The organism is Methylobacterium oxalidis (assembly GCF_007992195.1).
GTDB lineage: Bacteria > Pseudomonadota > Alphaproteobacteria > Rhizobiales > Beijerinckiaceae > Methylobacterium > Methylobacterium oxalidis.
The window spans coordinates 1-25,823 of the sequence record NZ_BJZU01000068.1 but is presented as its reverse complement, the minus strand read 5'-3'; the positions used below and the strand labels follow the sequence as shown (position 1 = coordinate 25,823).

Annotated in this window: 12 protein-coding genes; 5 read left to right on the top strand and 7 right to left on the bottom strand. The window is 70.2% G+C overall.

The features are described from left to right. Nucleotides 1-47 precede the first annotated feature (47 nt). From MOX02_RS16820 to MOX02_RS16810, 3 genes are all read right to left on the bottom strand, one after another. Nucleotides 48-3,182: an efflux RND transporter permease subunit gene (locus MOX02_RS16820; RefSeq protein ID WP_147026956.1), complete on the bottom strand. Its 3,135-nt coding sequence runs from the start codon at nucleotides 3,180-3,182 to the stop codon at nucleotides 48-50. Nucleotides 3,183-3,248: 66 nt separating this feature from the next. After that, nucleotides 3,249-4,340 (bottom strand): efflux RND transporter periplasmic adaptor subunit, encoded by a 1,092-nt coding sequence (locus MOX02_RS16815; protein ID WP_170267902.1) that lies wholly within the window; start codon nucleotides 4,338-4,340, stop codon nucleotides 3,249-3,251. A gap of 286 nt (nucleotides 4,341-4,626) precedes the next feature. After that, nucleotides 4,627-4,992 carry a hypothetical protein gene (locus MOX02_RS16810; RefSeq protein WP_147026954.1) on the bottom strand — a complete coding sequence of 122 codons (366 nt, stop codon included), beginning with the start codon at nucleotides 4,990-4,992 and terminating at the stop codon, nucleotides 4,627-4,629. Between the two features lie 161 nt (nucleotides 4,993-5,153). On the opposite strand from MOX02_RS16810, the gene MOX02_RS16805 reads away from it, so the two are divergent. Next, nucleotides 5,154-5,726 (top strand): DNA-3-methyladenine glycosylase, encoded by a 573-nt coding sequence (locus tag MOX02_RS16805; RefSeq protein ID WP_147026953.1) that lies wholly within the window; start codon nucleotides 5,154-5,156, stop codon nucleotides 5,724-5,726. Between the two features lie 22 nt (nucleotides 5,727-5,748). Here the strand turns inward: MOX02_RS16805 and MOX02_RS16800 are convergent, their stop codons facing one another. Continuing rightward, nucleotides 5,749-7,392: a hypothetical protein gene (locus MOX02_RS16800; RefSeq protein ID WP_147026952.1), complete on the bottom strand. Its 1,644-nt coding sequence runs from the start codon at nucleotides 7,390-7,392 to the stop codon at nucleotides 5,749-5,751. A 304-nt stretch (nucleotides 7,393-7,696) separates the two neighbouring features. Between MOX02_RS16800 and MOX02_RS16795 the strand changes: the two genes are divergently transcribed. Then, a complete protein-coding gene (locus MOX02_RS16795) occupies nucleotides 7,697-8,887 on the top strand; it encodes an adenylate/guanylate cyclase domain-containing protein (RefSeq protein WP_147026951.1) in 1,191 nt (396 codons plus the stop codon). A 193-nt stretch (nucleotides 8,888-9,080) separates the two neighbouring features. Beyond that, the gene (locus MOX02_RS16790; protein ID WP_238178810.1) at nucleotides 9,081-10,901 is read left to right on the top strand and encodes a PhoX family protein; all 1,821 of its coding nucleotides are present in this window, start codon (nucleotides 9,081-9,083) and stop codon (nucleotides 10,899-10,901) included. Here the strand turns inward: MOX02_RS16790 and MOX02_RS32965 are convergent. Then, nucleotides 10,805-11,266 (bottom strand): CYTH domain-containing protein, encoded by a 462-nt coding sequence (locus tag MOX02_RS32965; RefSeq protein WP_373866759.1) that lies wholly within the window; start codon nucleotides 11,264-11,266, stop codon nucleotides 10,805-10,807. The two genes, MOX02_RS16790 and MOX02_RS32965, sit on opposite strands and share 97 nt — an antisense overlap. Before the next feature lie 355 nt (nucleotides 11,267-11,621). Here MOX02_RS32965 and MOX02_RS16780 point away from each other — a divergent pair, with 355 nt between their 5' ends. Continuing rightward, a complete protein-coding gene (locus MOX02_RS16780) occupies nucleotides 11,622-12,872 on the top strand; it encodes an efflux RND transporter periplasmic adaptor subunit (protein ID WP_147026949.1) in 1,251 nt (416 codons plus the stop codon). 72 nt (nucleotides 12,873-12,944) lie between these two features. Continuing rightward, a complete protein-coding gene (locus MOX02_RS16775; RefSeq protein WP_147026948.1) occupies nucleotides 12,945-16,112 on the top strand; it encodes an efflux RND transporter permease subunit in 3,168 nt (1,055 codons plus the stop codon). A 9-nt stretch (nucleotides 16,113-16,121) separates the two neighbouring features. Here MOX02_RS16775 and MOX02_RS16770 read toward each other — a convergent pair whose 3' ends face one another. Both MOX02_RS16770 and MOX02_RS16765 read right to left on the bottom strand, forming a co-directional pair. Next, the gene (locus tag MOX02_RS16770; protein ID WP_147026947.1) at nucleotides 16,122-16,577 is read right to left on the bottom strand and encodes a four-helix bundle copper-binding protein; all 456 of its coding nucleotides are present in this window, start codon (nucleotides 16,575-16,577) and stop codon (nucleotides 16,122-16,124) included. A 153-nt stretch (nucleotides 16,578-16,730) separates the two neighbouring features. Next, nucleotides 16,731-25,628, bottom strand: a complete 8,898-nt coding sequence (locus MOX02_RS16765) for an Ig-like domain-containing protein (protein ID WP_170267901.1) — start codon at nucleotides 25,626-25,628, stop codon at nucleotides 16,731-16,733. Between the last annotated feature and the right edge of the window lie 195 nt (nucleotides 25,629-25,823).

Here is a 25,823-nt window from a genome sequence, read left to right as displayed (position 1 = left end):
AAGGCAGAACGCTCGAACGCTGAGAAATGCCATCCGCGTAGAGTCCGTCACTCGGCGGCGATGGCGAGGTGGGGGACAGGCACGCTTACCTGATTCTGGGTCGCGGGGGCCCGCTCGTCCAGGCGCCGGCGGAACCAGAGGGCGTAGAGGGCGGGGAAGAACAGCAGCGTCAGGAAGGTCGCCACGAACAGCCCGCCCATGATGGTGATGGCCATCGGACCCCAGAAGGCGCTGCGCGAGAGCGGGATCATGGCGAGGATCGCCGCGAGCGCCGTCAGCACCACGGGCCGCGCCCGCCGCACCGTGGCTTCCACGATCGCCTCGCGGCGGCTGTGCCGGCCCGTCTCCACGTCGGCCTCGATCTGATCGACGAGGATCACGGCGTTGCGCATGATCATGCCGGCGAGCGCGATCAGCCCGAGGAGCGCCACGAAGCCGAAGGGCTTGGCCGCGAGGTTCAGGCCGAGCGAGGCCCCGATCAGCCCGAGCGGCGCCGTCAGGAACACGAGGATCAGGCGCGAGAAGCTCTGAAGCTGGATCATCAGCAGGGTGAGCATCGCGAGGATCATCACGGGGAAGAGCACGAACAGCGAGGCGTTCGCCTTGTCGGACTCCTCGACCGCACCGCCGATCTCCAGCCGGTAGCCCGGCGACAGCGCCTCCCGGATCGGCTTGAGACGCGGCCAGAGCGCGTTCGTGACGTCGGGCGGCTGCACGCCGTCGACCACGTCGGCGCGCACCGTGATCGCCATGTCGCGGTTGCGCCGCCACAGGATCGGCTCCTCGTGCGCGTATTCGAGCCGGGCAACCTGCGCCACCGGCACGGCGACGCCGTTGCGCGCCATCACGGTCAGATCGCCGATCCGGCCGAGATCGAGCCGCTCGGCGGCGTTGGCCCGCGCCACCACGCCGACCTGCTCGATGCCCTCGCGTACCGTGGTCACGCTGATCCCGGTGAGCAGCGTCTGGAGGGTCTGAGAGACGTCCTGCACGTTGAGCCCGAGGGCGCGCGCCCGCTCCTGGTCGACGACGAGCCGCACGGAGGGGGCCATCTCGTTCCAGTCGAGCTGCGCCTCGACGATGCGGTCGTCAGCCCGAACGACGTCGCGGACGCGGTAGGCGAGGTCGCGCACCTTGGCCGGATCGGGTCCGACCACGCGGAACTGCACGGGGAAGCCCACCGGCGGTCCGAAGTTGAAGCGATCCACGCGCACGCGGGCTTCGGCGAGCGCACCCGCCGCGACAGACGTCTCGATGCGGGCCTTGACGCGCTCGCGCGCCTCGACGCCCTTCGCGACGATGACGATCTCGGCGTAGGCCTCGTTCGGCAGTTCGGGGTTGAGGCCGAGCCAGAAGCGCGGCGAGCCCTGGCCGACATAGGCGGTGTAGGTGGCGACGTCGGGGTCGTCCTGCCCGATCAGCGCCTCGGCCCGCTCGACCGTCGCCCGCGTGGTGCCGATGGCGGTGCCTTGCGGCAGGCGCAGCTGCAGGAACAGTTCCGGGCGCTCGGAGAGCGGGAAGAACTGCTGCTGCACGTGGCCGAAGCCGACGACGGCGGCCGCGAAGATGCCGACCGTGGCGAGGACGGTGGTGGACCGCCACCGCACGCAGGCCTGGATGACGCGGCGCAGCCCCCGGTAGAGGCGCGTGTCGTAGAGTGCGTCCGGGTCGGCGTGGGCGGCGTGCCGCTTGGCGAGGTTCTTCGGCAGGAGCAGGACGCCGAGATAGGGCGTGAAGATCACCGCCACGAACCAGGACGCCACGAGGGCGATCGCCACCACCCAGAAGATGCCGCCCGCGTACTCGCCGACGGAGGAGTTCGCGAAGCCGACGGGCAGGAAGCCCGCCACCGTGACGAGAGTGCCGGTCAGCATCGGGAAGGCGGTCGATTCCCAGGCGAACGCCGCCGCCCGCATCCGGTCCCAGCCCTGCTCCATCTTCACCACCATCATCTCCACCGCGATGATGGCATCGTCCACGAGGAGCCCGAGCGCGATGATGAGCGCGCCGAGGGTGATGCGGTGGAGGTCGAGGCCGATCGCCTGCATCACCACGAACGTCATGGCGAGCACGAGGGGCACCGAGAGCGCCACGACGATGCCGGTGCGCCAGCCGAGGGAGAGGAAGCTCACGAGCAGCACGATCGCGAGCGCCTCCACGAAGGAGTGCTCGAACTCGGACATCGCGCCCTCGACCACCTTCGGCTGGTCGGCAATCTGTTCGACCGCGATGCCCCGCGGCACGGCCTGCATGAACTCCGCCGTGGCCGCATCGACGGCCTTGCCGAACGCCAGGATGTTGGCGCCGCGCGCCATCACCACGCCGACCCCGAGGGCCGGCGCCCCGCGCTGGCGCACGAGTTGGTCCGGCGGATCTGCGAAGCCGCGCGTGACGCTCGCCACGTCGCCGAGGCGGAACGTGCGCCCGTTCGCCTCGACCGGCGTCTCGGCCACGGCGCGCACGCCGTCGAGGGCGCCGGTGACCCGCAGCGGGATGCGCTGCGCCCCCGTCTCCACGGTGCCGGCCGGCGTCACCGCGTTCTGGCGGGCGAGCGAGTCGAACAGAGTCTGCGGCGTGATCCCGAGCGTCGCGAGCTTGGCGTGGCTGAACTCAACGAAGATGCGCGGCTCCTGAACGCCGTAGAGGTTGACCTTCGTGACGCCGTCGACCTTCAGCAGGCGCTGGCGCAAGCCCTCCGCAACCTTCTTCAGCTGGCCGTAATCGGCCCCCTCGCCGGTGAGCATGTAGAGGATCGAATCGACGTCGCCGTACTCGTCGTTGACGCTCGGGCCGATCACGCCCGCGGGGAGCTCGCCCCGCACATCGTCGAGCTTCTTGCGGATCTGGTAGAACAGGCCCGGCACCTGAGCGGCCGGCGTGCTGTCGCGGAAGGTGACCTGCATCGCCGCGAAGGAAGGCTTCGCGTAGGTCATCACCTTCTCGAAATAGGGCAGCGTCTGGAGCTTCTTCTCGATCCGGTCCGCGACCTGGTCCTGCATCTCGCGGGCGGTGGCGCCGGGCCAGATCGCGGTGACGACGGCGACCTTGATGGTGAAGTTCGGGTCCTCGGCGCGGCCGAGGCGCAGGAACGCGAAGGTTCCGCTCGCCGCCACCGCAAGGATAAGGAACAGCACCACCGCCCGATGGTGAACCGCCCATTCGGAGAGATTGAAGCGCTTCATGGGATCCGCTCCCTGCCTTCGCAGATCGGAGGCCGCCTCGCTTCGAGGCGGGCCTGGCCGCCGGCCTCAGAAATCCATCGCCTCGACGGCGCGCACGCGCTGCCCGGCATCGAGCTTCTGCACGCCGAGCCGCACCACGCGCTCGCCTTCGGAGAGGCCGGCGCCGATCAGCGCGTCCTGCGCTTCGTAGGCCGCCACCGAGACGGACTTCAGTGCAAGGCGCCCGTCGTCGTCGACCGTCCAGACGGAGGGACCACTGCCCTGGTTGAAGAGCGCGGCCAGGGGCAGGCGCACCACGCGCTCGGCGGCGTCGGCCGTCAGCGTCACGGTGGCCGTCATGCCGAGCTGCACGGCGGCATCGGCGTCGGGGAGGGAGAAGCGGGCGAGATAGGTTCGTGTCGCGGCGTCCGCCGCGGGCGCGAGCTCGCGCAGGCGTGCCCGGTAGCGGACGTTCGGCTGCGACCAGAGCGAGACGCTCGCCCCGTTCTCCCGCGCCCGGCCGACGAGCGCCTCGGGCACCGCGACCACGGCTTCGCGCTCGGCCGTGCGGGCCAGCCGGATGGCAGCCTGACCGGGCGAGACCACCTGACCCGGCTCGACGGAGGTCGCGGTGATGACGCCGTCCGCGTCGGCGCTCAGCACGGCGTAGGAGGCGGCGTTGCGAGCGAGGTTCAGGGCGCGCTCGGCACGGAGCAGGCGGCTGCGCGCCTCCTCGGTGGCGGATTTCTGGCGGTCGGTGACCGAGGTCGCGGTCCAGCCCTGCGCGGCGAGCGTCAGGGTGCGCTTGAGGTCGGCCTCGGCCTGCTCCAACGCGACGTTCGCGGCCCGGCGCTCGGCCTCCGCCTGCTCGGTCTGGAGATTGAGATCGATCTCGTCGAGGCTCGCCAGGGGTTGGCCCGCCTTGACCACGTCGCCGACATTCACGAGGCGGCGCGCGACCTTGCCCTGCACGCGGAAGCCGAGATCGCTCTCGATGCGCGGGCGGATCGTGCCCACGAAACTGCGCTCGGGCACCCGGCTCTCGGCGGCGACGCGCTGGACGAGGACAGGCCGGGTCGTGTCGGGTCGGGCTGTCGAAGTCTGCGCCTCGTCACAGCCGGCGAGGCCGATGGCTGCGACCGCTAGGACGGGGGCGATGGAAAGAGGAGACCACTTCATGGGAGCCCTCGCGATATCGGGCATCCGGGTTCGTCCGGCAGCCATAAGCTGCCACAAAATTGACGATCGTCAATAATCGTCAATTTCTGGAAGCGCGCTCAGATGCTCTCGGCAGGCGCGGGCAAAGTCGCGGCCGACGGAATTTTATTTAACGAAACCAGCGGCTTGAAGAACTGAAAACTGCTCCGGGGTCTCGTCCCGAGCATCCTCTTCGATGTGCGCGGGAGCACATATTTGCCTCTACGGCCACGCCACGCCGCGCGGCCGAGGTTTCGAATGCGGCTTCTCAATCCAGTGGATCGATTCCCGCGTAAGGGAAGGGTCTCGGCCCGAAACGGGTCTCGAACAGCCCGATCCGCGCCTGGACGGCGGCCGGGATGTAAGGGCCCGGCGGGTAGACGATCGGCGTATCGACGATCACTTCCCGCACCACGGGCGGAGGGTACACGATGGGACGCTCGACGATGACCTCGCGCACGGCGCGGCGGGGCGGCAGCAGCACCGGCCGCTCGACGATGGTCCGCCGCGTCACGACGGGGGGCGGAAGGGGTTCCGCCTCGAAGTAGTCCGCGGCGCGCGCGGGCACTGCACCACCGGCCAAGCAGACGCCAGCCGCGAGGGCTGCGAGCACGGGCACCGCGATCCGTCTCATCCTCACCATCTCCGAACGCGAGGAGCCGCACCGGCGGCCGCGCGACGCGCGAGAGATGACTTTGACTGATTCGCGCGAAGGTTGCGCTGAGAGATCGCGTAGATGTGTGCGATGGGAGGACACGATCCCCGCCTCTTCACCCGAACCTCCGCCCCATCGTCATGATGCCTTCCTCAGCCTTCTTCGACCGGCCTGCCGCGAGCGTCGCGCCGGACCTGATCGGCTGGCGCCTGATGGTCGAGGAGGCGGGTGGGATCATCGTCGAGACCGAAGCCTACGACAGGACGGATCCGGCCTCGCACAGCTTCGCCGGGCCGACGCGTCGCAACGCCAGCATGTTCGGGCTGCCCGCGCACGCCTACGTGTACCGCTCGTACGGGATGCACTGGTGCCTCAACGTCGTCTGCGAGCCGGGAAGCGCCGTTCTCATCCGGGCGCTCGAGCCGACCTGCGGGCTCGAGACGATGCGCGCGCGCCGGGCGCTCTCCGACCCGCGCCTTCTCTGCGCTGGGCCCGGGCGGCTGTGCCAGGCCCTCGGCATCACGGCCGAGCAGGACGGCCTGCCCCTCGACCGCCCGCCTTTCCGGGTGGAGCCCGGTGCGCCGGGCGGGACGATCGAGGCCGGGCCGAGGATCGGCATCACGCGCGGGGCCGAGACGCCCTGGCGCTTTCTGCTCGCGGGCTCGCCCTTCGTGAGCCGCCGGGCTCCGCGCGTCCGCTCAGCCCCGGCCTGACTCGCCCGGCCTGGATCGCGTGTCAGATGTCGCCCGCCGTCGCGGTGCGACCCTCGTAGATGCCCTGCGTCAGGAAGTGCAGCAGAGGGTCTATGCGGGCGGCCGCGACATCGGGGTTCTGGGCGAGGTAAGCCTGCGTGTCGAAGGTGGACGAAGGGTCGCGGCCTTCCCGCCAGCCGAAGGCGTCGTAGTGGGCGAGGGGGTCGATCCCGGCCGCCCGCACGTCGCCGTAGGCCGCCAGATAGGCGTCCGTGTCGAAGTAGGCATTGCCGTCGCGGCCCTCCCGCCAGCCGAAGGCGAGGTAATGCTGGCGCGCGTAGGTGAGGGTGTCACCGGCGTTCAGCGCTGCCCGCGCCACGTCCGGGTTGTCGAGCAGGTAGAACGCCGCGTCGAAGCCGCGGGCGGCGCCGAGGTCCGCGGCCCGTCCGATGGCCGGATCCGGCGCTGCCCGCCCCTCGTAGCGCCCGAAATCGAGGTAGTGGGCGAGAGGATCGATGCCGGCCGCCTCCACGTCGGGATTGCGCAGGAGGTAGAGATCGGTGTCGAAGTTCGCGCCGGGGTCGCGCCCCTCGCGCCATCCCGTCTGGTCGTAATGCGCCAGCGGGTTCACCTGCGCGCGCCCGACATCGGAGTAGGCCGCCCGGTAGCCCAGAGTCGAGAAGAACGCGTCCGGATCGCGGCCCTCACGCCAGCCGAAGGCGGCGTAGTGCCCCTCGGCGTCGAGCCCGGCTGCCCGAACGTCCGGGTTGGAGATCGTGTAGAAGGCATCGCTGACGAGACCGCTGCGGTCGGCGATGTCGCCGTAGAGCAGCAGGTAGTCGCGCCCTGACACGATGCGGCTGCCGTCGACCAGGATCGGCGTGTTGTTCTCGAGGAGATTGAGATCCGCGCCGTAGTTCGTGAGCGGGTGGTAGGTGAGGGCGAGGGCTCCGAACGCGGCGAGGCCGGCGGTCCGGTCGGCGAGCGTCGAATTCGGGCCGAACTGGTCGCCCGCGCTGGAGAGCAGCCCGCGCAGCGCCTCTTCGAGCGCTGACCCGATATAGGTCGGATCGCCCACGCGCCGGATCGTGTCGCTCCAGAGGAACTCGGTCTCGTAATTGACCGGGGTGAAGCTGTAGTTCGCGATCGGGTCGAGATACTCGACGTAGTTCGTCAGCGTGCCGGCTCCGCTCGACGGGATCTGCGTCGTGGACAGGCCGGGTGCCGCGAAGGTCAGCCCGTCGACGCCGAGTTCGGCCGCGACGTAGGCCGCCTCGGCCGCCCCGAGCGAGTGGCCCGTGATGGTGATGCGGTCCGCCGTGATCCCCTGCAGCGCCGCCGCGGCGATCACCTGCCGGCTGAACGCCACGGCGTCCGTGAGCGCTGTCGGGACACCACCGAAATAGAGCGCGACGTCGGCCTCGACCTGCGCGAGGAGGAAGTCCGGGCGCTCCTCGATGCCCGCCGTATCGGTGCCCTCGTACCCGATCACGACCTCCGGCTGCGGACCCTGCGTCAGGAAGGACGCTCCGTGGAAGCCGCTCGGCAGGAGCCCCGAGTCGAACTGGCCGCCGCCGTAGACGAACGGTTGCAGTCCCGTCGGGATGGGAGGCAGGGCGTTGCTGTCCGGGAACCCGTACATCCAGCGGGAGATGTCGTAGTAGTTCTGCAGGGTCGGCGGTGCCATCTGAACCGTCTCCGCTGGGGCCCGGGAAGGGGCGGGAGGGATCTCGCGCGTCACACCACAGGACGGCCTCGCTTGCCGGCGGTCCTGTACGAAACCGCACGGTCGAAGCACTGCCGACCGTCGTAAGATCGACAGTATCAGGAAACACTCGGAAGTCTAATGCTGCGGAGAGAGGGGCGGTCTTACTGAGATAATCCGCTGTTGCCGATTTCGGCAGGAATCTGTTTTTCGCCAGGACGCTCCTCCTGCGCCCCGAGCGCGACGAGGTTACGCTCCGGCACGTTTCGAGTCGCATATCTGCCGCATGGACGCTTCGGCCGAACCCCACGACCTCATCGACTGGATCCTCAGGCACGCTCTCGCCACCGACGATCTCGGCAGCCTGCTCGCCGGCATCTGCGAGCGGCTCGTCGCGCGGGGCGTGCCGGTCTGGCGGGCGAGCCTCGACCTGCCCACCATCGATCCGCACTTCCGCGCGCTCACGCACAAATGGTGGCGCGATCAGCCGGTGACGGTCGGCACCTTCCTGCACGGGCCGGAGCAGGAGCGGAATTTCCAGCGCAGCGTGATCTACCATCTGCTGTCACAGGACCTCGCGGAGTTCCGCTGGCGACTGGAGGCGGGCGAGGGCTCGAACGATTTCGAGCTACTCGCGACACTGCGCGAGGCCGGCGGCACCGATTACGTGATGCGCCTCGTCACCTTCGGCGACGGCGGCTCCGTGGTGCGCGGCTTCGCCTTCTCCTTCGCGACGGATCGCCCCGGCGGGTTCACGGCATCCGAGATCGCCGCGGTCGCGGGCCTGATGCCGGCGCTCGGGCTCGCGGCCTACCGCGCGAGCGCGGCGCGCACGGCGGCGAGCGCTCTCAGCGTCTATCTCGGCCCGAACACCGCGCAGCGCGTGCTTGCCGGAGAGATCCGCCGCGGCGAGGGTGAGCGCATCGCCGCCGCCATCCTGTTCGCCGACCTCAAGGGCTTCACCGACCTGACGGAGCGGGCCGACGCGCTGCAGGTGGTGGCGTGGCTCAACGAGCATTTCGAGGCGATCGGGGACGCCGTCACCGCGGAGGGGGGCGAGATCCTGAAGTTTCTGGGCGACGGGATGCTCGCCGTGTTTCCGGTGCGCGAGGCCGGAGGCCTGCCCTGTCCGAGCTGCGAGGCCGCGCTCCGGGCGGCCGAGGAGGCCGTCGCAAGGAACGACGCGCTCAACGCGGCGCGGCGTCGCCGCGGCGAGCCGGCGCTCGCGGTCGACGTGGCGCTGCATTACGGCGAGGTCGTCTACGGCAATGTGGGGGCGAGCCGCCGGCTCGACTTCACGGTGATCGGACGGGCAGTCAACGAGACCTGCCGGATGGAGGCGCTCTGCGACGAGCTCGGGCGCAGCATCGTCCTGTCCGAGGACGTCGCCCGCCGCTGCGCGCGGCCGACCGTTCGCCTGGGCACGTTCGGCCTGCGCGGCGTGCGGGCCGAGCGAACGCTCTACGGCCTCGCCTGATTTCCCGTCACAGGTCTGACATGCGGATGCGGGAGCTTCCCGCGCTCCTGCAGCCCTCTCCAGTCCGAGGCCCACCGCGATGTCGAACGGACGCAGCGTCCGCAATCCTGAGCCCGGAACGGGTGCCGGTGAGATCGGGGCTCACCCGACCCTCGACGATCTCATCGCCGTCCGCCTCAGTCGGCGCGACCTGATGCGCGGCGCACTCGCCGCCTCCGCCCTCACTGCCGGACTCGGCGCGCCGCTCCTGTCCGCCGAGGAGGCCGAGGCGGCGGGGAGCTTCGCGTTCCCCGAGATCGAGGCCGGCGTGGACGAGACGCACCACGTCGCCGAGGGCTACGAGGCCGACATCCTCCTGCGCTGGGGCGACCCGTTGTTCTCGGATGCGGCGCCCCTCGACCCGAGGGCGCAGGATGCGGAGCGTCAGCGGCGGCAGTTCGGGTACAACAACGACTTCGTCGGCTACCTGCCGATCGGCGGATCGAGCGAGCACGGGCTCCTCGTCGTGAATCACGAGTACACGAACAGCGAGCTGATGTTCCCGGGGCTCGGGCCGCAGAGCCGCAAGACCAGCCTCGACGTGCTCTCGCGCGAGCAGGTCGCGGTGGAGATCGCCGCGCATGGCGGCTCGGTCGTCGAGATCCGGCGCGAGGACGGACGCTGGAAGCCGGTGCTCGGCTCCGGCCTGAACCGCCGCATCACCGCCGAGACGCCGATGGAGATCACCGGGCCGGCGGCCGGGCATCCGCGCCTGCGCACCTCAGACGACCCGAACGGCCGGAGCGTGCTCGGCACGATCAACAACTGCTCGGGCGGGATCACGCCCTGGGGCACCTGGCTCTCGGGCGAGGAGAACTTCCACTACTACTTCATCGGAGCGCTGCCCGAGGGGAGCCGCGAGGCCGAGAACGCCCGACGCTACGGGCTCGGCGGCCCCTTCTACGGCTGGGGCCGCTTCCACGACCGCTTCGACCTGTCGAAGGCGCCCAACGAGCCGAACCGCTTCGGCTGGGTCGTCGAGATCGACCCGTTCGACCCTCATTCCGTGCCGAAAAAGCGGACGGCGCTCGGGCGCCTCAAGCACGAGGGTGCGGCCGGCATCGTGGCCAGGGACGGCCGCTACGTGGTCTATCTCGGCGACGACGAGCGCTTCGACTACGTCTACAAGTTCGTCACCGCGGGCCGCGTCGACCCGAGCGACCGTGCGGCGAACCGCGATCTCCTCGATGCCGGCACGCTCTACGTGGCGCGCTTCGACGCGGACGGCACCGGGACGTGGCTCCCGCTCGTCCACGGGACCGGCGGCCTCGACGCGCCCGCGGGCTTCGCCTCGCAGGCCGACGTGCTGATCGAGACGCGGCGGGCCGCCGACATCCTCGGTGCCACCAAGATGGATCGTCCCGAGGACATCGAGGCGAACCCGCGCTCGAACCGCGTCTACGTGATGCTGACGAACAACGGGCGGCGACAGGCCGATCAGGTCGACGCGGCGAACCCGCGTCCGAAGAATGCCTTCGGCCACATCATCGAGATGCTTCCCGAGAACGAGGACCATTCCGCGACGGCCTTCCGCTGGGAGATCCTGGTGCGGTGCGGGCCGCCCGCCGCAGGCGCGACCTTCTCGTCGCAGACGACGGAGAACGGCTGGTTCGGCATGCCTGACAATTGCACTATCGACAGCCGCGGCCGGCTCTGGGTCTCGACGGACGGGAACTCGCGCAAGGCGACCGGCCGTGCGGACGGGATCTGGGCGGTCGAGACGGACGGGCCGCGCCGGGCGACGTCGCGCCACTTCTTCCGGGTGCCGATCGGCGCCGAGCTGTGCGGCCCCTGCTTCACGCCCGACGACGAGACCTTCTTCGTCGCCGTCCAGCACCCGGGCGAGTCGGACGACGATGCGATCCCCGCGAGCTTCGATCAGCCCTCGACCCGCTGGCCCGACTTCCGCCCCGACATGCCGCCTCGTCCCGCGATCGTCGCGGTGACGCGGAAGGGCGGCGGGGCCATCGCCTGAGCGCGGCGGGACATCGCCTGCCGCGCGGGATCGATCGACAGGAGATCGGCGAGTGCGCGCTGACCGTCCGGCTGGCCGCAGAGATGCAGCAGGGCCGTCTGCCGGAAGCGGAGATCGCCGGTGACCTCCGCGCCGAGCCAGTCCGGCCGGTCGAAATCCTGCGCCTCGTGCGCCAGTTCGACCTCGGCGAGGCAGCTGCGCGCGCCCTTGACCGTGAGCCAAGCGCGATCCGCTTCGAGCCGCACGCGCACCTTGCCCCGCTCCAACTGTCCGACGAGGCCATCCTTGAGGATGCGGCACCCGGTCGCTGCTGCCCGCCACCCGTCATGGGCGACCCTGAACTTCCGCTCGATCTCTACGCGCATTCACAACTCAGAGATCACAGACTGCGCGGCGGATGAGCACGGCGCCGGCGACCGGGCACCCGGCCGATGGAGCGAGGCGGCCACTCGAAGGCGTTCGGGCGCCGGTCGCTCACGACAACGTGCCCATCTTTGTAAGGGCGGCAGGATCGTTTTCGGGAGCGCGCCTCGGGGTCTCAGTGTTCTGCCATGTTGGGCTGGGTGAAATCAGTCACGGACCCGTCAAAATGTTGGCCTACCGACGCGCTCGCGGCGTTCAGGACTGGTGTCGGATCGCCCGTCTATGCATGAGAGCGGCCGATGAACCGCGTGTCCCAACCTACGCCGCCCTCCAGCGCGAACGCCTGAGCCTCCTCCGATGAGCGACATCAAGGGTCAGCACCTCCGCCCGATCGGGCTGAGGCTGCGCACGCAACTCCTCATTCTCGCCGGCCTCGCGGTCGCAGGCTTGCTGGGCTACGCCTTCCTGCAGCGCGGCAGCGTCGCCGACGCGGCCGTGCAGCGGCCGGCGACACCGATGGCGGCTCCGGCCGGCGGCTTCGTGCTGACGCCCACGCAACTTGCCACGCTGACGAGCGAGCCCGTCGAGCAGCGCCTCTTCTTCGAGGAGATCGCCACCGAGGGGAAGGTCGGCGTCGACGAGTACCGCGCCACCCCGATCTTCTCGCCCTATCCGGGACGTGTGGTGTCGATCCTGGCGCGCACGGGCGAGCAGGTGAAGCAGGGCGACCCGCTCTTCGCCCTGCAGGCCAACGAGATGGTCCAAGCCCAGAACGACTACCTCGCGGCCCTCAACGTCCTCAACAAGAGCCGCTCGCAGCTCACCCTCGCCCAGGCCGTGGAGAAGCGCCAACGCGACCTCTTCGAGTCGCGGACGACGACCCTGCGCGAGCTTCAGAACGCGCAGAACGACCTCACCTCGGCGACGAACGACGCGCGCACGACCGAGGTCGGGCTGGAGGCGGTGCGCAACCGCTTGCGCATCCTCGGCCTCAAGGACGAGGAGATGGCGGCCCTGCAGAAGGGTGCGATCAATCCCACAACGACGATCTACGCGCCGCTCTCCGGCACGGTGATCCAGCGCAAGATCGGCCCCGGGCAGTATATCGGCACCGGCGGCAGCGACCCGTCCTACATCATCGGCGACCTCTCCAAGGTCTGGCTCATCGCGCAGCTGCGAGAGAGCGATGCCGCGAAGGTCGATCTCGGCGAGCGCCTGACCTTCCGCGTCCTGTCGCTGCCCGACAAGGTCTTCGAAGGGCGGGTGAACTACATCGGCGCCGCGGTCGATCCGGTGACGCGCCGCATCGTGGTGCGCGCCGACATCGACAATCCGCAGGGCCTGCTCAAGCCCGAGATGTTCGCGAGCGTGCGCATCATCAACGAGCGCGAGAGCCTCTCCCACTCGGTGCCGCGGGCCGCCGTGATCCTCGAGGGGAGCAAGGCGAGCGTCTGGGTCCTGAAACCGGACAACTCCGTCGAGAATCGGGAGATCAAGCCGGGTATCGTCGACGGCGGCACGATCGAGGTTCTCGACGGCCTGAAGACCGGCGAGCGCGTGATCTCGCGCGGGTCGCTCTTCGTCGACCGGATGGCCACGCAGGGCTGAGGGCGCGGGCGGCTCCCGGAGGAGCCGCCGCATCGCGCGGCCGGCCGGGCGCCGGCCAGGGGGAACACTCACATGGACGCCATCGTCGCCTTCGCCCTGCGGCAGCGCGTGCTGGTCGTGCTCGCCTTCGTGCTCCTCCTGATCGGCGGGCTCGCGGCGTTCCGCACGCTGAACATCGAGGCCTATCCGGATCCGACCCCGCCGATGATCGACGTGGTCACGCAGGCGCCGGGCCTCTCCGGAGAGGAGATCGAGCGCTACATCACGGTGCCGATCGAGGTGATCACCTCGGGCCTGCCGAACCTGAAGCAGGTCCGCACCGTCTCGCTCTACGGCCTCTCGGACGTGAAGCTGCAATTCGGCTTCGAGTACACCTACTACGAGGCCGAGCAGCAGGTGCTGAACCGCCTCGCCCAACTCGATCAGCTCCCGAACGGTGCCAAGCCCACCATCTCGCCCGTGAGTCCGATCGGCGAGATCTTCCGCTACAAGCTCGCCGGGCCGCCCGGCTACAGCGTGCTCGACCTCAAGACGCTGCAGGATTGGGTGCTGCGCCGCCGGTTCCGAGCCGTGCCCGGCGTCATCGACGTGATCGGCTGGGGCGGCAAGACCAAGACCTTCGAGATCAGCGTCGATATCGACAAGCTCAGCGCCTACGGCCTCACCCTGGCGGGGGTGGTGAAGACGCTGAACGACAGCAACCTCAACGTCGGCGGCAACCGGATCACCCTCGGCAGCCAGTCGGCCGTGGTGCGCGGCGTCGGCCTGATCCGGTCGACCGACGACATCGAGGGGACCGTGCTGACCCAATCGGGCGGCGCGCCGGTGCTGGTACGCGACGTGGCCCAGGTCACGATCGGCCACCAGCCCCGCCTCGGCATCGCGGGCATGAACGACGACGACGACATCGTGCAGGGCATCGTGCTGATGCGGCGCGGCGAGCAGAGCACGCCGACCATCAAGGCGGTGGAGGCGGAGGTCGCCCGTATCGAGGCTTCCGGCATCCTTCCGCCCGGGGTCCGGATCGAGCGGATCTACGACCGATCGGACCTGATCGAGGTCACGACCCACACCGTCCTGCACAACATGATCTTCGGCATCAGCCTGATCCTCGTGATCCAGTGGCTGTTCCTCGGCAACCTGCGCAGCGCGATCATCGTCGTAGCGACGATCCCCTTCGCGCTGTTCTTCGCCGTGATCATCCTCGTGCTGCGGGGCGAGTCCGCGAATCTCCTCTCCGTCGGCGCGCTCGATTTCGGGCTCATCGTCGACGGCACCGTGATCATGGTGGAGGCGATCTTCAGGCGCCTCTCGGGGCACGGACCGCCCTCCGCGGGCGGGGCCGCCAAGGGTCTCGCGGGCAAGCTCGGGGCGATCGTCCGCGCCTCGAGCGACGTCAGCCGCTCGATCGTGTTCGCGGCCATCATCATCGTCACGGGCTTCCTGCCGCTCTTCACCCTCACGGGCGTCGAGGGGCACATCTTCGGGCCGATGGCGCAGACCTACGCCTACGCCCTGCTCGGCGGCCTGATCGCGACCTTCACGGTGACGCCCGTCCTCTCGGCCTACCTGCTGCCGGAGCATATCGAGGAGGTCGAGACCGTCCTCGTGCGCACCCTCGACCGCCTCTACCGACCCGCGATCCGCATGGCGATCGGCAACCAGGCACTGGTGCTGGGACTGACCGCCCTCCTGACGGTCGGTGTCGGCTTCGCCTCGCGCAATCTCGGCTCCGAGTTCCTGCCGAAGCTCGAGGAGGGCAATCTGTGGCTTCGCGCCACGATGCCGGCGACGATCTCGCTCCGGGAGGGCAACCTCTACGTCAACCGGATGCGCCGGATCATCGCCGCGGTGCCGGAGGTGGAGCGGGTCGTCTCCCAGCACGGGCGCCCGGACGACGGCACGGACGCGGCCGGCTTCTTCAACGGCGAGTTCTTCGCGCCCCTCAAGCCGGCGGACCAGTGGCGTCCCGGCGTCACCAAGGAGAGCATGACCGCGGAGCTTCTCGACAAGCTCCGGGCGGAGTTCCCGGGCATCGAGTTCAACCTCTCGCAGTATCTGCAGGACAACGTCGCGGAGGCCGTCTCCGGCATCAAGGGCGAGAACTCGTTCAAGGTGTTCGGGCCGGACCTGCAGACGCTCACCGACGTCGCCCGCAAGGTCGAGTCGGTCCTGAAGACGGTGTCAGGCGTGACCGACCTCGGCGTGTTCACCTCCCTCGGCCAGCCCACCGTGCAGATCGACGTCGACCGGGTGCGCGCCGCCCGCTACGGTCTCACGCCCGGCGACATCAACACCACGGTCCGCACCGCGATCGGCGGCGACAGCGCCGGCGACCTCTACGACATGGGGAGCGACCGGCACTACCCGATCATCGTGCGCCTCGCCTCCCAGTATCGGCAGAGCGTCGGCGCGATCCGAAACCTGCGCATCGCGGGCCAGGGGCCGAACGGCACGGTGGTGCAGGTGCCCCTCAGCGAGGTGGCCAGCGTGCGTCTGGTGTCTGGGCCGGCCTACATCTACCGGGAGGGCCAGGAGCGCTACCTGCCGGTGAAGTTCAGCGTCCGGGAGCGCGACCTCGGCAGCACGATCATCGAGGCGCGCCAGCGCGTCGATGCCGAAGTCCCGCTGCCGCCCGGCTACCGGCTCGAGCTCGTCGGCGAGTTCAACAACATGCAGGGTGCTCTGGCCCGGCTCTCGGTGACGGTGCCGCTCGCGGTGGCCCTGATCGCGATCCTGCTCTTCGTAAACTTCAACTCGGTCGTCGACACGCTGCTCGCCCTCAGCGTGATCCCGATGGCGGTGGCGGGCGGCATCCTCGCCCTGGTCTTCACCGACACCCCCTTCAGCGTCTCTGCGGCGATCGGCTTCATCGCGCTTCTCGGCATCGCGGTGATGGACGGGATCATCGTGATCACGCAGTTCAACGCGCTGCTCGCGGCGGGCGAGGAGCGCGTCAGCGCGATGATGCGCACCTGCCTCACGCAGATGCGGCCCGTCGTGATGACCTGCGTGGTGGCCGGCGTCGGGCTCCTGCCCGCGGCTCTGTCCTCGGGTGTCGGCTCGCAGGTCCAGAAGCCGCTGGCGCTGGTCGTCGTCGGCGGCATGGCGCTGGCGCCGCTCCTGATCCTGCTGATCCTGCCCGTGCTGATCCTGCTCCTGTCCCGCCGGCGGACGGCGGCCCAGCCGGAATCCGACGGCGTGATCGACGAGCCGGAGCTGGCGCCGTTCGAGGCTTGAAGGGGAGGTTCAGGCCGCGAGCTTGCGGCACTCCTCGGCGCAGGCCCGGCAGGAGGCGGCGCAGGCCTTGCACTCGGCGATGTCGGGGAACTTGTCGCACTCCTTGCCGCAGGCGGTGCAGATCTCGCCCACCGCCTTGGCGAGCACGGCCGTGTGCGGCGAGTTGACGGCGGCCAGCGCCTCCAGTGCCGTGCAGGCCTGGACGAGATCGTGGACCGAGGCCGTGCAGGAGGCCATGCTGGTGTCCTTCATCGCCAGCATGCCGAAGCAGTGGCGCAGGCAGTTGTTGCCCGTCGAGACGCAGTGCGCGCTCGCCTCCGAGAGGGCCTTGTACTTCGGCGGGTGCTCGTGGCCGGCAGCTCCGTGCCCGGCATGGTCGTGACCCGTCTCGTGCGCCCTGGCCGAGCCGACGGCGCCGAAGGCCGCCGCGGCCCCGATCGCGGTCATGAAATCACGGCGTTCCATCGAGTGTCTCCCAGATCCGGCGCACGAGGCGGCGCGGGCAGAATGCCGCGGAACGGCCGGCGGGTCGAGCGGTCGAGCTTGCGCCGTCGACAGGGTTGCCGGACGGCAACGGCCGGGCGCAGGGCCCGGCCGTCAGGATCGGGGCACAGGAGATCAGACGAGGTGCCAGCCCTGCTCGATGTGCCCGGCGAGGTGGTGGTGCGCCTCCTCGCTCTGCGCGATCCCGAGCGCGACCTCCGCCCGCGTCGCCCCGTGCCCGAGGGCTGACGTCCAGTTCGCGAGGCCCGCCGTCTCGGCGTGGCGGCCGAGCGCGTTCTCGTAGAGCATATCGATAAAGGCCGCGTCGGACAGGCCGGCGTGCTTGCCCTGATACTCGCCCGAGCCGAGGAAGGCCTGCGCCATGCCGGCTTCGGACAGGCCGCCCTTGAGCGCCTGCGTCCAGGACTGGAGGCCGGCCGCGTCCGGCGCGCGGTCGAGGAGGGCGTAGTAGAGCCGGGCCGCGTCGGTCGCCGCGTGGTCGTCGACGTAGATACCCGAACCGAGCGCCGCCTGCAGGCCGGCGACGTTCTCTCCGGAGAGGGCAAAGCCGAGGGCGACGTCGGCGCGGCTCGCGCCGTGGCCGAGGGCGCCGGTCCAGGTATCGAGGCCGGCCGCCTCGCCGGAGCGGTGCAGGGCGGTCTCGTAGAGGTGCCCGACGAAGCCGCGATCGTCGAGGCCGCCGAACTTCGCCTGCGCCTCCGCGGAGTGGAGGAAGGCGTCCGCGACATCCCGAAGGCTCATGCCGCTCCGCATCGCGCCGACCCAACCCTCGAGCCCGGCAGCGTCGGGCGCCCGGTCGAGGATGGCGTCGTAGAGGGCGTAGACCTGTCCCTCGAAGCTCCGCATGTCGTGGCCGACCGTGCAGAACAGGTCGCGATTGCCCGAGAAATCGAGGTCGAACACGAAGCTCTCGCTGTGGCCGACATTGCCGGCCGCGTCGGTGGCGGTGGCGGTGAGGGCGTAGTGGTGGCCGGGGCCGTCCTCCGTCATCAGGACGGGCAGGCTCCAGGTGCCGGCCGCGTCCGCCGTGACCGTGCCGAGGACGGCGGACCCGTCCCGGACGGTGATGACGGCGCCCGCATCCGCCGGTCCGATCGTCCCGGAGACCGTGTGGCCGACGGTGTGACCGGAGCCGGAGATCTCCACGGAGAGTGTCGGCGCGGTGGTGTCGAGGGTGAAGCTGACGGGCGCCGAGGTCGCGGCATTGCCCGCCGCGTCGGTGTAGCGGAGCGCCACGCTGTGCTGGCCGTCGCCGAGGGTGGCGGGGTCGTAGGTCGCCGACACCTTGCCGTCCACGACGTAGGCGAGGGTGCCGCCGGCCTCCGCGGGCGTCGCCGAGAGATGGCCGTCCCGGGTGATGCCGTCGCCGGCGAGGCCGGTGTCGTCGGCGAGGGTGACGGCGGGGGCCTGCGGCGCGCCGCGGTCGAGCGTGAAGGTGAGGAAGGCCGGGGCGGAGGTGTTGCCGGCGCTGTCCGTCTGGCGCACCGCCAGCGTGTGGCTGCCGTCCGGGAGCGAGGCCGGGTCGTAGTTGCTCCCGAAGGCGGCGCCGTCGAGGCTGTAGCTCAGGGTGGCGCCGGGCTGCGAGGCCGTCGCCGTGACGCGGGCGTCGCTGGTGATGCGGTCGGTCTGGGAGGCGCCGGTGTCGTTGGCGAGCGCCAGCGCCGGGGCCCCGGGGGCGGTGGTGTCGAGGGTGAAGGTCAGGGAGCGCGCGGCCGAGACGTTGCCGGCGGCGTCGGTGTGCTTGACCGAGACGGTGTGCTGGCCGTCCGCGAGGCTCGCCGGGTCGTAGGCGCCGTAGGCCTTGCCGTCGACGCTGTAGCTGAAGCTGCCGCCGGCCTCGGCGCCCGTCGCGACGAGCCGCGGGTCGCCGGTGATGCGGTCGCCCGCGGTGCCGGTGTCGTTGGCGAGCGCGAGCGTCGGGATCGCGGGAGCTGCCGTATCGAGGGTGATGGTCAGATGACCCGCCTCGGAGGTGTTTCCGGCCGCGTCGGTGTGCTTCACCGCGATGGTGTGCTGGCCGTCCGCGAGGCTGCCCGGAGCGTAAATTCCGCTGTAGGCACCGCCATCTACGCTGTACGTGTCGGTTCCGCCGGACTCGGTCGGAATGATCGCGAGGCTCGCGTCCCGGGTGAGCCTGTCGCCCGCGATTCCGGTGTCGTTGGCGAGGGTGATGGTCGGCGCACCCGGTGCCGCCCGGTCGAGGGTGAAGCTGAGGGCGGCGGCCTCCGAGACGTTGCCCGTCGCGTCGGTCTGCGTCACCGAGACCGTGTGCCGCCCGTCCAGGAGGGCCGCGGGGTCGTAGGCGTCGACGGCTTTTCCGTCGACCTTGTAACTCAGGGTTGCGCCGATCTCGGTCCCGCCGACGATCAGGCCCGCATCCTGCGTCAGCCCGTCCCCGGCCGTGCCGGTGTCGTGGGCGAGCGCCAGGGTCGGGGCGGCGGGGGCCGCCCGGTCGACCGTGAAGGTCAGCGAGGCCGCCTCGGAGACGTTGCCCGCCGCGTCGGTGTGCTTGACCGAGACGGTGTGCTCTCCGTTGCCGAGCGCCGCCGGATCGTAGCTGCCGGCGTAGTCACCCCCGTCCACGCTGTAGGCGTAGCTGCCGCCGGTCTCCGCCGGCGCGAGCAGGAGGGTCGCGTCCGAGGTCGCCTTGTCGCCCGCCGTGCCGGTGTCGTGCGCCAGGGCGAGGCCCGGGGCCGCGGGGGCGGTGCGGTCGAGGGTGAAGGTGAGGGTGCCGGCCTCCGAGACGTTGCCGGCCGCGTCCGTATGCCGGACCCGCACGGTGTGCTCGCCGTCCGTCAGCTCGCTCTCGTCGTAGGCCGCCGCGTAGTCGTGGCCGTCGATGCTGTAGCTCAGCGTGCCGCCGGACTCGGCCCGCGTCACCGCGATCTCGGGATCGCTCGTGACTCGGTCCTCGGCCGAGGCGCCGGTGTCGTGGTCGAGGGCGACGCTCGGCGCCGCGGGCGGCGTCCCGTCCACCATGACGGTGACGGGCTGGCTCTGGCCGGTATTGCCGGCGGCGTCGGTGCCCGAGGCGACGATGCGGTGCTCGCCGCCGCCGGCGATCTCGACCTCGACGCTCCAGTGGCCCGTGCCGTCGACGATGGCGGTGCCGATCTCGGTGCCGTTGTCGAGGATGTGCACGGTGATCCCGGCATCGTCGAGCCCGGCCGTGCCGGAGATGGTGCGCTTGCCGGCGCCCTCAGGCTCGACGGCCGAGGTAATGGCGAGGCCGGGCGGCGTCTCGTCGCCGTCGCCCTCGACATGGCCGTTGCCGTCGACGTCGCCGACATGGTGCTTGGCGAAGCCCACCTGCTCGGCGAGGCCGGGGCCGGTGAACTTCTGGAGCAGGCCCGCAATCTCCTCGGCGCCGTAGGAGCCGGCGAGGCCCTCGGAGGCCGCGCCCTGCGCGACCCGGTTCACCGCCGCGACGCCGACCAGGAAGTCGAGGCCGTCGCCCGATGCGGCCTGGGCAGAGACGAGACCGTTATGGGCGTTGAGGAGCGCCTCGACCTCGGTCGAGAAGGGCGGGAAGAAGCCGGCCTGCGCGACGAGGGCCGCCACGGTGGCGGGGTTCGCGAGGTCGAAGGGCTCGCCGGACGCGATCATCGACACGATGCCGCCCATCGGGTTTCCGAAGGGGGAGGCGGCCTGCAGGATCGCGACCGTGTCGAGGATCTGCGAGGCCGTGACGATGAGGTGCTCGGCGAGCGCCTTGTCGGCCGGCGACGCCTCCGGATCCATCACCGTGGCGATCGGGTCGATCTGCGTGACGTCGACGCCCGAGGCGAGGCTCAGCGCCGAGCGGAGCTGGTTCTGGGCGCCCGTGAGGCTCGCGCCGAGCCCCATCAGCTCCACGAGGATCGTGGTGAGGGGGGTGATGACGAGGGAGCCGGTGGGGGCCTTGAAGGTGCCGTTGAAGGCGAGGTTGGTGGCGGTGTCGACGGCGCCGTTCCCGCCCGTCGCGATGAGCGTGCCGGGCTTGCCGACCAGGGTGAAGTGGCCGGTGGCGTCGGTGGTAGCCTGCGCCTCGAAGCTCTGGCGGAAGCCGTCGCCGTTCGAGTCCATGAACAGGGTGGCGCCGGCGATGTAGCCGTCCTGTAGCGAGCCGTTGATCACGGCCTGCGAGCCGGGGGTCGGGTGGACCACGTTCAGGCGGAAGATGTCGGTGACCGTGAGCGGGGTGCCCGGCCCGAGATCGGTGGCGCTGACCTTGAGGTCGACGGGCCCGGTGACGCTCGCCGCGAGGGTGCCGGTGATGCGCAGCGACCCGTTCTGGGCGACGAGGTTCTCGACCTTGAGCCCGATCTCGGAGAGCGGGTGGCCGTTGGCCAGCGTGACCGTGTAGGTGAGCTGCGCCGCCGGCGTCTGCGCGTCGCCGAACACGGTCGTGACGGGCAGGTAGAGGTTGACCGCGCCCTTCTCGAGGACGCTGGTGTCGGGCAGGCCGACCTGGCCCTGCTGCGGCACCACGAAGGGCGCCGTGTTGACGTTCGGCGGCGTGGTGACGACGCCGGTCTGGGCCGAGGCGACGTGCTCGCGGTAGCCGAGGGCGTCGACGAAGGAGGCCGTGACGCGCAGCGCCTGCCCGACGACGAAGGCGGAGACCTTGTACTCGGCGCCGGTGGCTCCCGTGATCGGCACCCACTCGCCGCGGGCCGGATCGAGGTACTCCCACTGGTAGGTGACCGTCGGCACGACGGAGGCCGCCGGGTTGGTCGAGCCGATGGCGTCGAAGTCGAGGAGCGAGTTCGTCGCCGTCAGGACCGTCCCGATGACGGGGTTGCCTCCGATCTCGACGGTGCCGAACGGCATCTGGTTCTTGACCGGCGTGGTCGGGACGAACTCGCCGACGCTGTGGACGCCGTCCTGGAACTCCAGGCGCTCGATGTTGCGCAGCTTGTCGGCGCCGTCGTCGACGACCGGGTTCACCCCGCCGCCGCCCGCCGCCCCGCCGCCGCCCCCGCCGCCCACCGTGACGTGCACGACGGAGAAGAAGCCCTCGGCGTCGAGGCCGTCCCAGCCGCGGCCGTCCGCCGTGCGGGCGCCGATGACGTAATTGGCCGCGATGTCGGAGTAGACGGCGGTGTCGACGTCGTTCGGCCGGCCGCCGTCGAGGATCTCGCGGACGATCTGGCCGCCCTCCCGGCGGACGTGCAGGTAGGCGTCGCCGTCGATGATGTCGTTGCCGGCCCGGCCCTCGATGCGGTCGCTGCCGCCGCCGCCCAGGATGATGTTGCCGCCCGAGAAGTGGACCGGCGCGTCGGGCGAGAAGAACGTGTCGAGCCCGGTGATCAGCGTGATGTTGTTGAGCTCGTTCGTCGGGTCGGCGACCGCGTCGTTCGTGCCCTGCAGGACGTCGTCGTAGGACGAGCCGCTGAGGCCCTCCGTCTCGATGAAGCGGTCGCGGATCGCGTCGGGGGAGAGCGGCGGGGAATCGAGGATGAAGTCCTTGATGTTCATGTCGACCGAGACGCCGAGCCGGTCGAACTCGTAGGAGGCCCAGTCGAAGCCGTTGCGGCCCTCGAAGCGGTTGAAGCCGCCGCCGCCGATCATGATGTCGTCGCCGCTGAAGCCCTGCATGCGGTCGCCGCCGTTGGCCGCGACGTCGGTGCCGGGCCCGGTGACGGGGTGGCCGTCCGGCCCGGTCGGCAGCCAGGTGCCGCCGATCAGGACGTCGTCGGCGCCGTAGAGCGGGAGCTGGCCGGTCGGCGCGCCCGCATCGCCCACCAGGAGGTCGCCGCCCTGGCCGCCCTCGATCCAGTCGTCGCCCTCGTTGCCCTGGATCTCGTCGTCGTTCTCGCCGCCGTAGATGACGTCGTTGCCCTGGCCGCCCTGGATGTCGTCGATGCCCTTGCCGCCCGACAGGGTGTCGTTGCCGTCGTTGCCGAAGATGATGTCGTCGCCGATGCCGCCGTCGATCCAGTCGTCGCCGGCATCGCCGTGGATGGTGTCGTCGCCGGCCGTGTCGGTGATGCGGTCGTCGCCGGCGCCCCCGTAGAGGAAGTCGTTGCCGTTGCCGCCGTCGATGACGTCGTTGCCGCCGTCGCCGTAGACGGTGTCGTCGTCGGCGTTGCCGGCGAACAGGTGGTCGTCGTGCTCGGTGCCGCCGAGCACCATCGTGTTGCCGAAGAAGTTGTCCTCGCCGAGGAAGTGGATCGACTTGACGTCGGCCCCGTCCGAGCCCTTCACGTGGTTGCCGTGATCGTCGAGCACCCAGCTCGCCTCGATCATCAGCTTGCCGCTCTCGTTGCGTGTCCAGGTCGAGACGTCGTCCGGGTTGACGGCGCTGGCCTCGACCGTGAACTCGGGCGTGAGGAACACGCTCGCGCTCATGTGCTTGGTGCCGAGATTGTGCATGATCATCTCGGCGAACGCGTTGTTCTCGATCTCGCCGAGGAAGTGCGTGCCTTCGAGGCGCGGCAGGTAGTAGAGCCGGTCGCCGTCCTGCAGGTTCTCCAGCTGGATGCGGAAGATGTAGTCGAAGGTCGAGCCGAGCAGGCCGCCGAACAGGTTCTGCTTCTCGGCCAGGCCCCCGATCCAGAGATCGACCTGATCGAGGCCGGTGATGCTGCCCGTGCTCCAGAAGGGGATCGCGCCGCTGGCGTCGTGCAGCGCGTTGCCGTTGTCCTTCAGCGCCGCCGGGTCGGTGATGTTCGCGTAGGCGCCCATGCTGTGCATGAAATCGTGGGCGTCCTTGATCTCCGCGGCCGTCAGGCCGCCGCCGGAATACCCGTCCTTGCCGTGCTCGATCAGGGCGAGCGCCGCGACGCGCTTCGCGTCGAGCGTCGTCGCGCCGAGGATCGAGGAGTGGGTGCCGTAGGCCGCCAGGAAGTTGACCAGCGAGGCGTCGTGCTTGAGGTACTGGCCGAACTCGGTCCAGCTCTCGTAGGGCTTGACCGACGAATCGTGGGTCTGCGCGTAGATCTGGTTGCGCACGAGGTTGAGCGGCGCCACGCCGGTCTCGCGGCCGCGGGCGATGTTGAGCGCGGCGAGGTCGAGGGGCAGGCCGAGCAGGTTGTTGCGCAGCGCGCCCGTGACGAACTCGTCGATCTCGTTGCCGGCCTGGTTGAGCGTGCCGAGGGCGACCTGGCCCGCCGCGTCCGTGCCCATGGCGGCGAAGGCCAGCGGGTTCGTGAAGGCCTGGATGAGGCCGACCGCGTTCAGCACCGGCTTGCCCGACGCGTCGAGGAGCGGCGTGCCCGCGAGCGGGTTCAGCGTGCCGGTGACCGCGTCGGTCGGCTTGCCGTTCGCGTCGAGGTACTTGCCCTGGAGCGTGTAGACGTTGAGGTCCTCGTCGAGCATCGAGTGCCCGAAGCGGTAGACCGCGTTGGCGAACTCGGAGGTGATGGCCGCGTCGAGATGGACGTTGGTGTTGCCGAACAGGTGGATGGCCGGCGAGACCTTGCGGGCGAACTCCTCGAAGACGAGGTGCTGGTACTGCGTCTCGGTGCCGAACTTGGCGGCCTGGAACAGGCGCTCGCCGTTCCACTCGTTGTCCTGGATGCCGTCCGAGAGGTCGGCGCCGTCGAGCACCCAGTGGCTCGCGAAGGCGGTGTCGCCGTTCTCCACGAGCTCCTTCGTCACGAGGTCCTTGACCTGCTGGACGAGCCGGTTGTGCTCGTCGTGGAAGATCTCGTGGATGGCGGTGAGGCCGAAATTCTCGTTGGCGCGCCCGTCGCCCGCGATGTAGTGCGCGTCGAGGAGCTCGTTGTCGTAGGTTCCGGTGGCCGGGGGCGGGCCGCCCGCCATCGTGTCGGCATCGGGGTTGAGATGGGTGCCGGGCGCCTCCGGGTCGCTCGGGGCGGCGCCGAAGGCCATGTCGTTGAGGAACTGGTGGCCGGTGCGGACCGCGCCCACGGTCGAGACCGGGCTCTGCGGCGTGCCGGAGCGCAGCACGTCGTCCGCGGTGCCGGCGATCCCGTCCGCGCCCTTGAAGACGACCTGCACGCCGCCGGTGACCGGGTCCGGGATGAAGTTGCCGTAGGCGTCGGTGGCCAGGAGCGGGATGTTGTTCACGTCCTCGTCGGAGAGCAGGATCCCGAGCTTGAGGGCGTTGGCCTTCACGTCGGCCCAGGTCGGCTCGCCGCCGGTCTTCCCCTCGAGCAGGCGGCCGGTGGCGTGCAGCCGTCCGTCCGAGCCGGTCATGTACTCGCGCAGGAAGACCTGATGCGAGGGGTGGGAGGTGTAGGTCTGGTTCTGGTCGACGAAGGGCGTGACCTGGTTGGTGTTCTGGTGGACGTCGTCGGCCGTGCCGAGAATCTTGTCGGGCCCCGGCTGGTTGGCCGCGCGGGTCAGCACCATGAAGTTCGTCTGCGCGCCCGGCACGTAGAGCGGGTCGTCGGGCTTGAGCGGGATGAAGACCGTGCCGCTGGCGCTGCTCTTGGCGATCAGGTCGAGGCCGTGGTCGAAGAACTGGCCGAACAGGGTGAAGAGCGTGTTGAACGGCGCCGAGAGCCCGGCATCCGGCGTCACGTTCTCGATGTAGAGGCTGCCGTTCTCGACCTTGAGGCCGAGCTCGGCGATGAGCGCGGCGAGGTCCGCGTTCTTCTGGACGAGGAGGGCCGCGTCGGTGCCGGCCTTGGCCGCCTTCACGGCCGCCCAGGCGGTGGCCACCCGGGCGGCGTCGGCGTCCGGGTCCTGCGAGCCCGTGAGCTTCAGGGCGGCGACCACGGCCGCGTTGTTGTTCAGCGACTGGTCGGAGATCAGGTTGCTGATGATGCGCGGGTCGGCGTCGAACACGTTGCCGGCCGTGCTGGCGTAGGAGGTCGCCGGACCGCCGGGGGGGCCGAACGCCGAGGGGTCGGCGCTCTGGAAGACCGGGTTCGTGAGCCGCGGGAAGGGCTGGTCGACCGAGCCGTAGAGGGGCTGGCCCGCGACCACGCTGTTGTCCGTGCCGTCGACGTGCCGCAGGCCGAAGGTCAGGTGCGGGTTGACGGGGTCCTGCCCGGCCTCCGCCATCTCGATCTGCGTGAGAACGAACTCCAGGTCGGTGCGGTTGAACTCGACGCCCATGACAGCCCCTCCGTTACTTCGGAAGATCCGCTCTTCCTTCGCGCTGAGGGGAGTGTTCCACGGGCTCCAGCCCGCCCAATACATGCGAAGGTCCGGCGAACTGGGCTCTGATGGTCCGAGGCCGCCTCGGACCTTGGTCCGATCCGCGGCCCCGCCCGTTCGCCGAAGGTCCGAGCCGTGCGGCCCGCCTCAGGG